The organism is Burkholderiaceae bacterium DAT-1 (genome assembly GCA_019084025.1).
GTDB lineage: Bacteria > Pseudomonadota > Gammaproteobacteria > Burkholderiales > Chitinimonadaceae > DAT-1.
Genome location: JAHRBI010000002.1, coordinates 391,402 through 406,245 on the forward strand (window position 1 = coordinate 391,402; position 14,844 = coordinate 406,245).

The window sequence follows — 14,844 nt, forward strand, 5'->3', positions numbered from 1 at the left end:
TAGGGTGTTGTCGACATACGGCGCACTACATTTTGCAATTTTTGCGCTGCATTGCACCAAATTGAGGAATTATTGATCGCATCAAAAGCGCATGGGGTTTACAATCGCGCACAATTTGCGGTATCCGCGGCTCACTTGGCTGCTGCCGGATGCCATGACAGTCAGTACGAAGGAATCTGCCATGCCCGTCAATCTCGTTGTCCCCGATCCTGCGACCATTCATGCCGTCCCCGGCGTGAAGCTGGGCATTGCCAGTGCCGGCATTAAAAAGCCGGGCCGCAAGGATGTGACTGTCATCCAGCTCGAAGACGGCGCAACCGTTGCCGGCGTGTTTACGCTGAATCGTTTCTGCGCAGCCCCTGTGCAGATTTGCAAACAGCATCTGGCCGCAGGCCCGATCAAGGCACTGGTGATCAATACCGGTAATGCCAATGCGGGTACCGGTGTGGACGGACGCGAACGTGCACTGGCCGTGTGTGATGCGCTGGCCGGACAACTGGGCGTGGCGCGCGAAGCGATTCTGCCGTTTTCCACGGGCGTGATCATGGAGCCGCTGCCGGTTGAGAAGATCGTATCCGCGCTGCCGCAAGCCATTGCCAATCTGACGGAAGCCAGCTGGTCCGAAGCAGCCGAAGCCATCATGACCACTGATGTGCTGCCCAAGGTTGCGTCCAAGCAAGTCGTGATTGACGGCAAGACAGTCACGGTGACGGGTATCGCCAAGGGCGCGGGCATGATTCACCCGAACATGGCCACCATGCTGTCCTATATCGCCACCGATGCAGGCGTGAAGCAGGATGTCCTGCAGACGCTGGTGAAGCAGTCCGCCGATGTGTCGTTCAACTCGATCACCATCGATGGCGATACGTCCACCAATGATTCGCTGATGCTGATTGCCAGCGGCAAATCCGGCGTGCAGATTGATTCAGTAGATTCCGCTGCGTGCGCAACGCTGCGCGATGCAATTACCGACATCGCCAAGGTGCTGGCGCAAGCCATCGTACGCGACGGCGAAGGCGCCACCAAGTTCATGACCATCAATGTCATCGGTGGCCGTACTTACGAAGAGTGCAAGGCCGTGGGATATGCCATCGGCCGCTCGCCTCTGGTCAAAACAGCCTTCTTCGCCAGCGACCCCAATCTGGGCCGGATTCTGGCAGCCATAGGCTATGCCGGGATCAGCGATCTCGATGTAGATGGCATTAATCTGTATCTGGATGATGTGCTGGTGGCCAAAAACGGCGGCCGCAATCCCGATTACAAGGAAGAAGACGGCCAGCGCGTGATGAAGCAAGCCGAAATCACCATCCGCGTGGAACTGAATCGTGGCGAGTTCAATGCCACGGTCTGGACCTGTGACTTCTCGTATGATTACGTGAAGATTAATGCGGATTATCGGACGTAAAATAGTAATTTAATTTGTAAGAATCAGGCCGGATTTCCGGCCTGATTCATTAGATTAGCTAAACAAGAGTTTTCGACCTTTACTGCCTTGAGAGTAAAAAATAATATTTTATAAATTGAAAGAGTAGCCATCCAGATATTCCAGATAGCAACATAACCAATCCTCTGCGATATTGTCCGCGCAGAAGTGCGAATGGGCCGATTGTTATACCAACAAGGGGTATGAAGAATGAAAGTAGTATATCGATGCTTAGATCTGGTTTTTTTTCTTTACTTTCTGTAGGTACGCAAGCTTCATCTAGTGCACTGCTTTGGTTGGTCGATAGCGAAACTTCTGCATCAAGACTGGGTTGTAGGAAGCAATGCAACAGACGGATTACACTGTAAAGTGCAACTAGTCCGATAATAATCAATGCCTGAATATTCGATGGATCTAAGAAAGCAATGGTGCTGGAGGGAGAAAAATGTTTGAGCAGTAAAGTAAAGACTGACATCCCCGCATATGTGACGAGCGGGGCGAGTAAAATCAGCAGGCTCCAGCCACTTCTGCCGGTATCATGAAGTCTTCTGACCTGAAGTGATAGGTTGGGAAGCGCATTTATGACAAAGAATGCTAGATTGAGTGTGCCCGATTCTATTTTTTTATTTAAGCTGAGTTGTTGATCAAACTTGGCAATAATCAAGCTAAAAATTACATTGAATATAAAGAATGACCAGAATTCTTTCTGGCTGCTTTTTCCTTTGAAGTCAAATATCCTGATATATGCGGAAACTACAAGTGGCATTGAATCCGGGTGAGTGGATGCTTTACTGGATGGGCGGGCGCTATGATGGTTGTCCGTGGAATTTGCTCTTTTAGGCGCTGCGATCTCGTGGCCGCAGGAAATACAGGTGTTACCAGATCGACTGGTTCGCTGAAGATAACCACATTTTTTGCAGGATAATTCCATTATTTCTCTTCATTTGTTGTAATCAGAAAATATCTTACATCAAATGATGCCTATCACTGATTGAGTTTATGTTTGCAGTATCTTACCTCGACGAAATAAGCATCAGTGCTGAACTGGTGCATCATCGTTAGCAAATTGTGTCCAACTTCCATGTATCATGCACCCCAATCACATATCCCGCCCGCACTGGCATGAACCCTTCCACCCCGCTTGATCCGCACCACGTCAGTAAACTCCTGTCCCGCCTAGAACAGTTCCTTCCGCCATCGCGTGGTGAAACTGACTGGAGCGCTTCGGCCTATCGCTGGCGAACATGGGCTGGGTTGGGGGCATCACTGGGATGGTTGCAGGCGGTATATCAGCCGCACCGGATTTCATTGGATGATCTGCAGAACGTAGATGCCCAGAAGGCCGAGTTGCTGCGTAATACCGAGCAATTTGTAGCAGGTCGGACAGCCAATAATGTATTGCTAACTGGCGCACGCGGTACGGGCAAAAGTTCGCTGGTGAAAGCCGTGTGGAACCAATGTGCGGCAAGCGGACTGCGACTGGTTGAGCTTGATCGCGACCATCTGGCGCAATTACCCGAGGTAATCGAGCGGCTGGCCGAGCGTCCGGAGCGCTATATTGTGTTCTGTGATGATCTGTCGTTCGAAGCGGGCGACCCCGGCTACAAAGCGCTGAAATCGGCGCTGGATGGGTCGATTTCGCAGCCGCCCGCCAATGTACTGGTATACGCGACCTCCAATCGCCGTCATCTGTTGCCCGAATATTTCTCAGAGAACGAGTCCGTCCGCCATGTAGATGGCGAAGGGCACCCCGCCGATGCGACGGAGGAGAAAATCAGTCTGTCGGAACGATTTGGTCTGTGGTTGAGTTTCTATCCATTTAGTCAGGACGACTATCTGCGTGCGGTGAAGTACTGGCTGACCTACTTAAGTGGCCCGCAATGGAACGACATGATTGAACGCGATGCACTGAACTGGGCGTTGGCGCGTGGATCGCGTTCGGGGCGTGTGGCCTGGCAATTTGCACGTGATGCGTCAGGTCGAGCGACGGACGTATCCGGAAAGTAAGCGAAGATGAATGAACCCGTCAAAATCACCCATGTTTCTGCCGGTATCCTGATTCGACCCGATGGCACTTTTCTGCTGGCCAGTCGACCGGAGGGCAAACCCTACGCTGGCTGGTGGGAGTTTCCGGGGGGCAAGCTGGAAGCGGGCGAGACGCCACTGGAAGCGCTCACCCGGGAGTTGCAGGAAGAGCTGGGCATTATGGTCACCGCTGCGACGCCCTGGGTGGTGCAGACCTTTACCTATCCGCATGCCACCGTCCGCCTGAATTTCTTCAAGGTAACGGCGTGGGAAGGCGAATTGCAATCGCATGAGGGGCAGTCATTTGCCTGGCAGGTGCCAGGAGCAACAACGGCTGACCCTATTCTGCCCGCAAATGCACCGATTTTGCGTGGATTGCAACTCTCCGGCATGATCGCGCTGTCCAATGCGGTGGGTCTGGGTACGGATCAATGGCTGCAGCAGCTTGATGCAGCACTGGCGCGAGGGCTGAAGCTGCTTGTGCTGCGCGAGCCTCAGCTGGATGCTGTTACACTGACCGCATTGGCCGAAGCGGCGCTCACACGCTGCCGCGCGTATCATGCCAGATTGATTGTCCACGGGGATATCGAACTGGCCGCACGCCTGGGTGCCGATGGCGTACATCTGTCCTCGCGCATGCTGGCGGACATGACGGTGAAACCGGCAGGCTGGGTCGGCGCATCGGTACATAATGAGGTTGAGCTGGCACATGCGGCTCGTTTAGGGCTGGACTATGCAGTGCTGGGGCATGTAGCAGCTACGCCAAGCCATGCGGAATTGCCGCCGCTTGGATGGGATCGATTCACTTCATTGATTGCGCAAGGATGGCCTGTACCCGTCTATGCCATTGGTGGCATGCGCGACGTTGATGTGCAGCAGGCCATTCAGTGTGGTGGTCAGGGGATTGCCATGCTTAGCGCTGCCTGGCAATACGAAGGATTATTTATCTAATGGCTAAGTCACAACGATTCAAACTCATGGCATTTATGCTGGTGGCCCTACTGTTTGGCAGCTTTGCCATCCGCTACTATGTGCAGCACACCAAACCGAAACAGATCGTGATGTGCAACAATCTGGTTGAAGGGTGTGTGTTGCAAATGGGTAAACGCACTATTCGGGTATCTGCGGATCAGCAACCCGCGATGCTGCGACCATTTACGCTCACTGTCGAAAATATTCGCAAGCCCGTCACCCTCAAGCTGGCCATGATGGGGATGGATATGGGGCCGTTGCAGTTCCCCATGCAGAAGGCTTCTGATACCGTGCAAACGCTAAAGGTATCACTTCCTTTCTGCGTGCAGGGTCGCCGCGACTGGGTGATGCGTATTCAGACTGAAGATGGCGGTTTGGATGTCGGGTTTAACTCGCTCACCTGATTGTTGTACAACACGAACTCATGATCACCGGTATTGTCACATGACGATACCGAAACATTCGTTATAATCCTCCGCGATTCGCCGGGCATCCCGTCCCGGCTCGCTTTGCTCCTCCAAGAAGTGCATCCCAGATGAAAAACATGATTCTTGCCGCGCTTGCCGCGATCACGATTGCCAATGCAAGCGCCGCGCTGCCTGTCCCGCCTGCACCTGATCTCGCCGCACGTGCTTATTTACTGGTCGATTTCCAGAGTGGCATTCCGCTGGCTGCCAAGGACCCGGACTCACGTGTTGAACCGGCCTCGCTGACCAAACTGATGACGGCTTATCTGACTTTTAAAGCGGTCAAGACGCGTCGTATTACGCTCGAGCAAAGCTATACCGTATCCGAACGCGGCTGGCGCACCGAAGGTTCGCGCATGTTCCTCGATCCGAAGAAGCCTGCCACTGTTGCCGAGCTGATTCGCGGCATGATCGTGCAATCGGGTAATGATGCCTGCGTGACGCTCGCCGAAGCCATTGCGGGTAGTGAAGAAGTATTTGCCGGCATGATGAATCAGGAAGCCCTGCGTCTGGGCATGAAGAACACGCATTACATGAACTCGACCGGCTTGCCGCATGCGCAGCACTTCACCACAGCGCGTGACCTGTCGATTCTGGCACAGGCCATCATCCGTGATTTCCCGGAGTTCTTCCCGATCTATTCGATGAAGGAATACCGCTACAACAATATCACCCAGCCGAACCGCAATCTGCTGTTGTTCCGCGATCCGGAAGTGGATGGCATGAAGACTGGCCATACCGATAGCGCAGGTTTCTGCCTGATCGCCACCAAGAAGCATGATGGCCGTCGCGTGCTGAGCGTGGTGCTGGGCACCGAGTCGGACAACGTCCGCGCCAATGAAAGTGCCAAATTGCTGGGCTATGGTCTGCAGTTCTTTGATACGCCCAAGGTACTGAATGCCCGGCAGGTGCTGGCTACGCCGCGTGTCTACAAGGGGGCGGCAGAGTCGGTGAAACTGGGTGTCGATGCCGATCAGTTCATTACTGTGGCCAAGGGTCAGGGTAGTAATCTGCAAACGCAAGTGGTTGTTTCGCCGACAATTGTTGCACCAATTGCTATTGGTCAAGCGCTTGGTTTGGTTAAGGTAGTCCAAGGTGGTCAGGTCGTGGCAGAATTACCGCTCAAGGCGCTTGAGGCTGTGCCACAGGCGGGATTCTTCGGACGCACCATCGACGGTATGAAACTGTGGTTCAAACACTAAGGCTACGCGCGGCTGGAATCGGTGATTTCGCCGCGTTTGCAAAACTGACCTCGCAACTGGGTTATCCGGTCGATCAAACCGAATTGCGTGCCAATCTGGAGCGCATTCTGGCGAAGGATGATCACGCCGTTTTCATCGCGATGGACGAAGAAGGCCATATCTGTGGCTGGGTGCATGGATATACCCGGCTACTGATTGGTGCCGCACCGACCATCGAGGTCGACGGTATGGTGGTGGATTCCAATTACCGGGGTCAGGGTGTGGGTCGTTCGCTGATGACCGCGCTGGAGTTGTGGGCGCAGACACGCGGCATCGTCGGCGTCAGTCTGCGCTCTGCCGTGCAGCGCGAGGAAGCCCATCGCTTTTATCGCGGACTGGGCTATCAGCATGTCAAATCGCAATATGCGTTTCGCAAGCTGTTTGCTTACAATAGCTGATTCCATTCTGGCGGGAGCCAGCCATGCTTTACTTGAACGGGCAGTTTCTCAAGTCTGAAGATGCGCGTATTTCGCCGCTGGATCGAGGCTGCCTGTTCGGGGATGGCGTGTACGAAGTCATTCCAGTGTATTCTCGCTTGCCATTCAGGCTGGACGAACATCTTCATCGCCTGCAGGCCAGTCTGGATTCGATTGGTCTCGCCAATCCGCATTCGATCGCGGAATGGCGCGCAATCATCATACAGGCCATTACTCTGCAAACCTTTGATGATCAGGCTGTGTATATCCACGTAACACGTGGCAATGCAGGTGAGCGCGACTTTCCGTTTCCGCCTGATGTGCCGCCAACGGTCTTAGTCAATCCGGCACCGTTGATTACGCCGGATGCAGCCTTAAAGGGCCGAGGTGTGCGCGCCATCAGCCACGCCGACTTCCGCTGGCTGCGCTGCGACATCAAATCCCTGAATCTGCTCCCGACGGTGTTGCTGCGGGAAGCCGCGCGACACGCTGGCTGCGCCGAGTGCATTCTGTTTCGCGATGGCTGGCTGACCGAGGGTGCGGCCAGCAATATCTTTATCGTGAACGCGGGCGTTGTGTCCACGCCGCCCAAATCCAATCTGATGCTGCCGGGGATTACCTATGATCTGGTGATCGAGCTCTGCCAGCGTCACGAGGTGCCACTCGCGATTCGCGCGATCAGCGAAGCTGAAGTGCGTTCCGCTGATGAAATCTGGATGACCAGCTCCTCCAAGGAAGTGCTGTCCATCATCGAGCTGGATGGTCTGGCGGTGGGTGCCGGCGCTGTCGGGCCGATGGCCGTGCATGTCGATGGCTTGTATCAGGATTTCAAGCAGCGTGTGATGCGTGCTGCGAGCTGAATCGTCCTTTTTGCCTTGCCGCTTGTAAATCAGCGTCTTGTCCCTCATTTCAGACATATCGACTATCAGGTAAAATGCGCCGCTTTGCTGTGTCGCAGCATCAATTATTGCCGTGCCGCATCCATCATGGGTGCAGGAGAAACCGTTTCATGAGTGAATCCCAAGACACCCTGCTCGAATTTCCGTGCCGCTTTCCCATCAAGATCATGGGCGCGCATCACGACGAATTCACCACCACCATGCTGCATGTTGTTCGTGGCCATGCGCCCGACGTGACAGAACTGGACGTTGAAATGCGTGCCAGTTCCGGCGGACGGTTTCTATCGGTCACTATTACCATCACGGCGCACTCCAAGCCGCAGCTGGATAATCTGTACCGCGAACTGACCGCGCACCCGATGGTGAAGGTGGTCCTGTGAAGCCAGAAGGCGAACTGCTGTCCGATATCGAAGGCCAGGCGCGTTCGCAGTGGCTGGGCAAGGTGGAATACGAGCCTACCTGGCGTGCCATGCAGGCCTTTACCGATGCGCGCTCCGAGTCGACGCCGGATGAGCTCTGGCTGCTCGAACACCCGCCCGTGTATACACAAGGGCAGGCGGGCAAACCCGAACATGTGCTGAATCCGGGCAATATTCCGATTATCCAGATTGATCGCGGTGGTCAGGTGACCTACCACGGCCCCGGCCAGTTGGTGGCTTATCCGTTGATTGACCTCACCCGCCGCAAGCTGGGTGTACGCGAACTGGTGCGCCGCATCGAGCAATCGGTCATCGATCTGCTTGCTGATTTTGATATTCACGCCTATGGCAAGGTGGATGCGCCCGGCGTGTATGTTGATGAAGCCAAAATCGCCAGTATCGGCCTGCGTATCCGCAATGGTAAAAGCTACCACGGCGTGGCTGTGAATATTGGTATGGATCTCGAACCATTCTCGCGCATCAATCCCTGTGGCTATCAGGGTTTGCGCATGGTGCAGCTAAACGACTTCGGGCTAAATGAAACGCCAGCCTCGCTTGCGCCGCGTTTCGCAGCTAAAATCAATACCTTGCTGGCCCTTCCGGGGACAGCATCTGTGTCCGACTACGCATTGTCGTCGACACAGGCATCTTAAAACTACGATTCACTCGACACGAGTCTACCCAAGCATGTCCTCTCCCACGATTACCACACCGCCAGAAAAAGCCGAGCAAGGCGTCAAGATGAAGGGCGAGGCCAAGACCGCCCGGATTCCGATCAAGGTTGTTCCGCTCGATAAGCCGCTGCAAAAGCCTGACTGGATTCGCGTGCGTGCGCCCAGCGGCAGCCGCTTCTATGAAATCAAGAATGTTCTGCGCGAGCAGAAGCTGCATACCGTCTGCGAAGAAGCCAGTTGCCCGAATATTGGCGAATGCTTCGGCAAGGGCACCGCTACGTTCATGATCATGGGTGATATCTGTACCCGTCGCTGTCCGTTCTGCGATGTGGGGCATGGTCGTCCGAACCCGCTCGATGCGAACGAGCCCAATCATCTGGCCGAGACGATTGCCGCGCTCAAGCTGAAGTATGTCGTGGTGACGTCGGTGGATCGTGATGATCTGCGAGATGGCGGCGCGCAGCATTTTGCCGATTGCATCAGCCGTACACGCGAACTGTCGCCGAGTACCCAGATCGAAGTGCTGGTCCCGGATTTCCGTGGCCGTCTGGATATCGCCATCGACATCCTCACGACCACACCGCCTGATGTGATGAATCACAATCTGGAAACCGTGCCGCGCCTGTACAAGCAAGCGCGCCCGGGGGCGGATTACCTGCACTCGCTGAAGCTGCTGAAGGATTACAAGGCACGCAATCCGAATGTCGCCACCAAGAGCGGCATCATGGTCGGCCTGGGCGAAACGGACGAAGAGATTCTGGAAGTGATGCGCGATATGCGTGCGCACGATATCGACATGATTACCATCGGTCAGTATCTCGCACCGACCAACTCACATCTGCCGGTGCTGCGGTATGTGACGCCGGAGCAGTTCAAGATTTTCGAGACGACTGCCTACGAGATGGGCTTCAAGCATGCGGCCGTGGGTGCGCTGGTGCGTTCCAGCTACCATGCTGATCAGCAGGCGCACGAGGCGGGGGTGTATGAGACTTCCAATGCTAATGGCGACTGAACAACGCTAATTTGTACTCTACATCGCTAAACGCTACTGGAAAGGGCGAAGATGCGAAGGGCAATACCGAAGATCAGAGAGTTTCCAGATGATGGTCGAATCTGGAGGGTAGACTGGTTTGGTGGTGTAGAGCGCAATTCTCAGGTTCCCTCTGAGCCGAAAATCCAACTCATCATTAGTCCGGTAGTTGACGGCGTGGCTGACTATGCCGCAACTAGCGCGGTTATTCATGAAGAGCGCCGATCAATCAGTATCGGTGTCGGACAGCTTCCTCTTGTTACTATTGGTTCTCTATGGCGGAGTCGGCACTGTCTTGTTGAAAACGCAGGCAAGACCAAGACCTTCGATAATTTAGGCATCTCAACAGAAACGGTGCGACTGATTAAATCTGATGCCTTGGTGGATGGTGATTCAATCATTCGCAAGAAATATCATCAGATTGGTGCTGGCCTTGCTACCAATTGTTTGGCTATCGAATGGCAGGGTGATCCGTACGGCATTATCATACCTGTTGCAGAGATTATACGGTTCTACTACGCAACCTCAACTGACCTTGCGAAGGCGATTTTTGCCGGTGATTTTCGGCATGAGCTGGATACAATTGTGAATCCTGCAGAGTGCGGTTATATCGAGCAGGAGAAACGCTGCATCCTCAAGCTGCGCAAAGAATTCGCCGATGCTGATGCCTGGATTATCGGCCGAGTTCTGAATAGCCCAGAAGCTTTTAATGGTGCCGCCTTGGTTCATGATTCGATGATCAAGCAAGCTGTGCAGAGTAAGCCTCGCCTTTATCCCGAAGTGGCATTTCCATTCTCAGGAGAAACTAACTTACGGGTACGGATGAAAGCGATGAAGACGCCAGATGAGAAACGCTGGCGTTTCATCGTATTTGCACTGGAACACTGTTCAGGTCCATTTCCGTTCAGCGCAATTACCTGTTATCGTGATAACAGCAACCTGCGGCCGGAAGAAGGGAAAGATCTTCCCGATGATCAGAAAGAGCCTGCATATCCAGTGAGGTGGCCATCCGGCAAAGACGTTGCCGATGGTGAGCTACAAAGCGACGACGAGCCTTCCTACAACATCCATTCAGCCATCATTGATCTTCCTGAGGAGCGTTTTGGAGCTTTAGATGGGATGGAGCTGGAGAAGCCGGGGAAGGAGATGTGCCACTACTTCAGTGCTAGCACTGTCCGTCCACTTGCTTTACCAACGGAAGTACTCGGCACAGGTGATGGTACCTATGCCGATAACGGTGTGACGCCTACCTCGGCGGAAACCAGGCATGTACGCCAGGAGGCTATGCCGGCTAGCTTCGAAAATTTCGAGGCCATGGTAAAGCACCTGAATGGATTACCTGAATGCCAAGCAAGGATCCGCCCGAGATCTGACACCATTGCATATATTCCGCTAACGAAACCGCATAAGGCCTGGCAATGGAGTTACTTGGATTCTGGGATGAAACAAAGGCGAGCGGTAGCGATTGCAGATATTACTAGTGAGCAGCAGGTGTGCAGTTTAATCGAGTTTCAATGGCGTGAGGGGGAGTCGTTCAAGCTTGCGATGGTGTCGTTGCCCAGCGGTGCAAGAGTAGGTGATGAGCTGATGTGCCTGCTGCTTCGGGTATTGGCCAAAAAAGATGGGCGCTGGGAAAGTGCAAAACCGTTGCTGGCGGGTGTTAATCTTGCAACGCTAAAGCATACCTGGCCTTCAATCGAAGCATTCGCTGATGCCGTAATATCAAAGATAAACGTTGAACTTCAATCACTTGGTTCAAATGGCCTTCGGTAGATGCATGCATATCATACGCATATTAAAGTAGCCCTCTCTAGTCCATGTTGATATCATCGTAGTCAGTGCAGAACTATTAAGAAGTTGCAAGTCCATAGCGAATATAAATTGGGGGTAAGAATCATTGGATAAAAAAGATAGCGCACTTCATTTCAAAGTTAGTGCTGGTCTTAAACGAATTATTGGGCGTGATTTGATCACGAATGATTTCGTGGCTGTTTTTGAATTGGTAAAGAATTCCTTTGATGCCCACGCTGATCGCGTTGATGTCATCTTTGATGAAGACAGAATTTTCATCATCGATAATGGAAAAGGGATGTCTTATGATGATCTGATCCATAAATGGCTATTCGTGGCGTACTCGGCTAAAAAAGATGGCTCCGAGGATGATGAAATTGCTATTGACTACCGTGACCGTTTAGATGGAAAGCGTGCGTATGCTGGCAGTAAGGGCGTGGGACGATTTTCCTGCGACCGACTTGGATCTGCACTTCGTCTTCAGACACGTACCGCCTTGCCTGGAGCTCCTGTCGAAATATTGGAAATAGATTGGAATAATTTTGAGGAGGATGACAGAAACGAGTTTGTCAATATCCAAGTTCAATATAGTTCTTCTGATAATTTTTCCGTTCCTGATGGGTGTTATGATCTTGAACATGGAACTGTTCTTGAGATTACTTCGCCAAGGGAGTCTTGGCCTAGAATTAAGCTCATTTCTTTAAAATCGGCGCTTGCTAAATTAATTAATCCCTTTAGTGGCTCCGCGAACGAGTTTAAAATTTTTATACATGTAAAACGTGAGTTAGAAGTAGATAATGCAGTAAAGCCATCTCGCCTTGATTGGGAGGCGGATGGTGAGAATGAGGATGTTGAATCACACGGCCAGATAGTTAACGGTAAAGTTGAAAATTTCATTTTTGAGACTTTGCGTGAAAAAACGACACATTTGGATGTTCGAGTATCTGAAGATGGCGAGAAGATTCTCTCTGAACTTTCGGATAGAGGGGAAATAATTTACCAGATTAGTGAGCCAAACAATTATGGCTTGCTTGGTGGCGCAGATTTTAGTTGCAATCTCTTTTATCTGAATAGGGCTGCCAAAACAACGTTCAGAAGGAGAATGGGTATTTCCTCTGTAAAATTTGGTTCAGTTTTTTTATTTAGAAATGGGTTCAGAGTATTCCCTGTTGGTGACGAGGGGAATGATACATTTGGAATTGATCGTCGAAAGCAGCAGGGCTATGCACGCTACCTAGGTTCTCGTGACATTGTAGGGCGAATAGATGTGAAAGGAAGTGAAAGGTATTTTCGGGAATCAACGAGCAGAGATCAAGGGTTGATAGAAACTCCAGCCTATCTAGAGTTAATTGACTGTTTCTGGGAGAAATGCCTTAAGCGATTAGAAAATTATGTGGTTGGCGTTACGTGGCAAGATAGCCTTGATGCAGATAAAGAAGATATCTCTCGGCTGACCGGCGATAAAGCTCGGGCAAGGATTATTGAGCTAGTGTCAAAGGTGGCTAATGGTAGAGATGTGGATCTGCTCTATTACAGTAGAAATCTTGTAAGTATTCTAAATGAAAAATCAGAAGATTTTGAGCGCTCTATTGAAGGTCTAAAACTTCTCGCTGATAAATCTGGGAGTGAGGACCTTTTTTCGCAAATTCGTAAAGCTGAACTCAGGTATCAGGAGCTGAAACAAGCCGAGCAGTTGGCTCGAGCTCAGGCCGAGAAAGAACGTAAGGCCCGCGAGGAGGCTGAACGAAGGGCGCGAGAAGCCGAGAAAGAAAAAGGCGAGGCGCAGCGAGATAAGAGGAAGGCGGAGGAGGAAAAGCGTCAAGCAGAAATTGCTTATGCGGAAGAGAAAAAGAGAAACCTATTCCTGACCTCTGTGACATCCGTTGACCATGATACGATCGTTAACTTGCATCACCAAATCGGTATTTACTCTGCGGATATTCATCATCTGCTCGCCAACCAGGTAGATAAACTGAAACATGGTGAGCGGATAGAGGATGATGATCTACTGAATCTACTTGAACAGCTAAGTTTCAAAAATCAACAAATATTGGCTGTATCTAGATTCGCTACTAAAGCGAATTTTCGTCTTGACTCTGAACAAATCGAAGCTGATTTGGTAACATTTGTCAGTCAATACGTAGATCAAGTCTGCTCTTTCTATAATGGCGATGGACTTAATGTGCAGGTCAGATCATCTGCAAAAGGGCTTATCCGAAAATTTAAGCCTATTGAGATATCAATACTAATTGATAACCTTGTTAATAATGCAGAAAAGGCTGGTGCATCAAGCGTATTTTTTGACATTACTCAGCCGTCAAGTAAGCAAATAGAAATAACTGTCACTGATGATGGGAGAGGGCTGGATGGGCGCATTATGGAACCTGACAGAGTTTTCGAGAAAGGCTTTAGTACAACAGATGGATCTGGCTTAGGTCTCTATCATGTTTCATATATTCTAGATCAGATGGGCGGGGATATAGGCCTGAATCCAAGCTACGAAAATGGAACACAATTTGTCATGAGAATCGTGGAATGAAACTCGAATATAAAATACTATGGTTCGAAGATCAACCGCATAACGTTTCTGGCGCAGCGGATGGCTTGCGGGACCGCTTATCTCGGATGGGATTCAAGCTTTCTATTGAATGGGTAGAAAATGTAGGTGATGTAGGCTCATTTATTGCTCAGCTTCGCCAGAAAGATGATTTTGACTTGGTTCTTATGGATTGGAACCTGGGAGAAAATCGAGAAAATGGGGCCATCCTTGCGAAACGAGTGCGTAGTAATACACACACAGAAATAGTCTTCTATAGCTCTGCAACTCCAAAGGAGCTACGAAAAGCTATCTATGAGCAAGATATCGATGGTGTGTATTGCACTAGGCGGGATAATCTTACTGCAGAAGCAATGGCTGTTATCAATACAACCGTGAAGAAGGTTCTTGATTTGAACCATATGCGCGGCTTGGTGATGGCTACGGTTAGTGATTTCGACAACCTGATTGATGAGTGTATCAGGCTTCGATATTGCCAGCTTGGAGAAGAGGGTAAGTTGGAGCTGCTTAACCATATCCGAGGAAAAATAATCAGTGTCTGTAATAGTAATGCGAAGCAGGTTGAAAAACTTGAGGAAAAAAATAGCATTGAGGAACTAACCGAGCATCGAGCATTTAGCAGTTCCTTGAAATACCAAGTTTTGAGTAGCTTGCTTGGAAAGAAAGCGGAAGACAGGACGATTCGTGCTTTGCTTGCAACACTCGGCAAGTACGATAACGAAGTGATTGATCCTAGGAATGCCCTTGCTCATGCGCGACCTGTCGAGCAAGGTGGAAAAATTACGTTCAAGGGTAGGAGCATTGAGTTTGATGACGAAGCTTTTAGAAAGCTTCGACAGGATTTATTGGCTCATGGAGATGCTCTCAATGATATTAAAGATGCAATTGATTCTGGAATATTAAATGATTAAGAATGGTTCGGAATCTATA

At 51.2% G+C, this 14,844-nt stretch carries 14 protein-coding genes; 13 read left to right on the forward strand and 1 reads right to left on the reverse strand.

The features are described from left to right. The first annotated feature begins 181 nt into the window (after window positions 1–181). Window positions 182–1,405, forward strand: coding sequence for a bifunctional glutamate N-acetyltransferase/amino-acid acetyltransferase ArgJ (gene argJ, locus KSF73_04970; GenBank protein ID MBV1775063.1), 1,224 nt, complete (start codon window positions 182–184; stop codon window positions 1,403–1,405). A gap of 79 nt (window positions 1,406–1,484) precedes the next feature. Here argJ and KSF73_04975 read toward each other — a convergent pair whose 3' ends face one another. Then, window positions 1,485–2,354 (reverse strand): DUF805 domain-containing protein, encoded by an 870-nt coding sequence (locus KSF73_04975; protein MBV1775064.1) that lies wholly within the window; start codon window positions 2,352–2,354, stop codon window positions 1,485–1,487. A 191-nt stretch (window positions 2,355–2,545) separates the two neighbouring features. Here KSF73_04975 and KSF73_04980 point away from each other — a divergent pair, with 191 nt between their 5' ends. From KSF73_04980 to KSF73_05035, 12 genes are all read left to right on the forward strand, one after another. Beyond that, window positions 2,546–3,430 (forward strand): ATP-binding protein, encoded by an 885-nt coding sequence (locus KSF73_04980; GenBank protein ID MBV1775065.1) that lies wholly within the window; start codon window positions 2,546–2,548, stop codon window positions 3,428–3,430. 6 nt (window positions 3,431–3,436) lie between these two features. Beyond that, window positions 3,437–4,399, forward strand: coding sequence for a Nudix family hydrolase (locus KSF73_04985; GenBank protein MBV1775066.1), 963 nt, complete (start codon window positions 3,437–3,439; stop codon window positions 4,397–4,399). Beyond that, complete coding sequence (locus KSF73_04990) at window positions 4,399–4,824, forward strand: hypothetical protein (protein ID MBV1775067.1); 426 nt, start codon at window positions 4,399–4,401, stop codon at window positions 4,822–4,824. The genes KSF73_04985 and KSF73_04990 overlap by 1 nt, the downstream gene beginning before the upstream one ends. Before the next feature lie 131 nt (window positions 4,825–4,955). Continuing rightward, window positions 4,956–6,089: a D-alanyl-D-alanine carboxypeptidase gene (locus KSF73_04995; protein ID MBV1775068.1), complete on the forward strand. Its 1,134-nt coding sequence runs from the start codon at window positions 4,956–4,958 to the stop codon at window positions 6,087–6,089. Continuing rightward, entirely contained in the window at window positions 6,074–6,526 is a 453-nt protein-coding gene (locus KSF73_05000; GenBank protein ID MBV1775069.1) for a GNAT family N-acetyltransferase, read from the forward strand. Before KSF73_04995 ends, KSF73_05000 begins: the two co-directional genes overlap by 16 nt. Before the next feature lie 23 nt (window positions 6,527–6,549). Continuing rightward, on the forward strand, window positions 6,550–7,404 hold the full coding sequence (locus KSF73_05005) for an aminotransferase class IV (GenBank protein MBV1775070.1): 855 nt from the start codon (window positions 6,550–6,552) through the stop codon (window positions 7,402–7,404). 149 nt (window positions 7,405–7,553) lie between these two features. Next, a complete protein-coding gene (locus KSF73_05010) occupies window positions 7,554–7,823 on the forward strand; it encodes a DUF493 domain-containing protein (protein MBV1775071.1) in 270 nt (89 codons plus the stop codon). Between the two features lie 89 nt (window positions 7,824–7,912). Then, on the forward strand, window positions 7,913–8,515 hold the full coding sequence (gene lipB / locus KSF73_05015; GenBank protein MBV1775072.1) for a lipoyl(octanoyl) transferase LipB: 603 nt from the start codon (window positions 7,913–7,915) through the stop codon (window positions 8,513–8,515). Between the two features lie 34 nt (window positions 8,516–8,549). Continuing rightward, window positions 8,550–9,548 carry a lipoyl synthase gene (lipA, locus tag KSF73_05020; protein MBV1775073.1) on the forward strand — a complete coding sequence of 333 codons (999 nt, stop codon included), beginning with the start codon at window positions 8,550–8,552 and terminating at the stop codon, window positions 9,546–9,548. A 51-nt stretch (window positions 9,549–9,599) separates the two neighbouring features. Next, window positions 9,600–11,339, forward strand: a complete 1,740-nt coding sequence (locus tag KSF73_05025; protein ID MBV1775074.1) for a hypothetical protein — start codon at window positions 9,600–9,602, stop codon at window positions 11,337–11,339. A 124-nt stretch (window positions 11,340–11,463) separates the two neighbouring features. After that, window positions 11,464–13,896 (forward strand): ATP-binding protein, encoded by a 2,433-nt coding sequence (locus KSF73_05030; protein ID MBV1775075.1) that lies wholly within the window; start codon window positions 11,464–11,466, stop codon window positions 13,894–13,896. Next, window positions 13,893–14,825, forward strand: a complete 933-nt coding sequence (locus KSF73_05035) for a response regulator (protein MBV1775076.1) — start codon at window positions 13,893–13,895, stop codon at window positions 14,823–14,825. The genes KSF73_05030 and KSF73_05035 overlap by 4 nt, the downstream gene beginning before the upstream one ends. The last annotated feature ends 19 nt before the right edge of the window (window positions 14,826–14,844 follow it).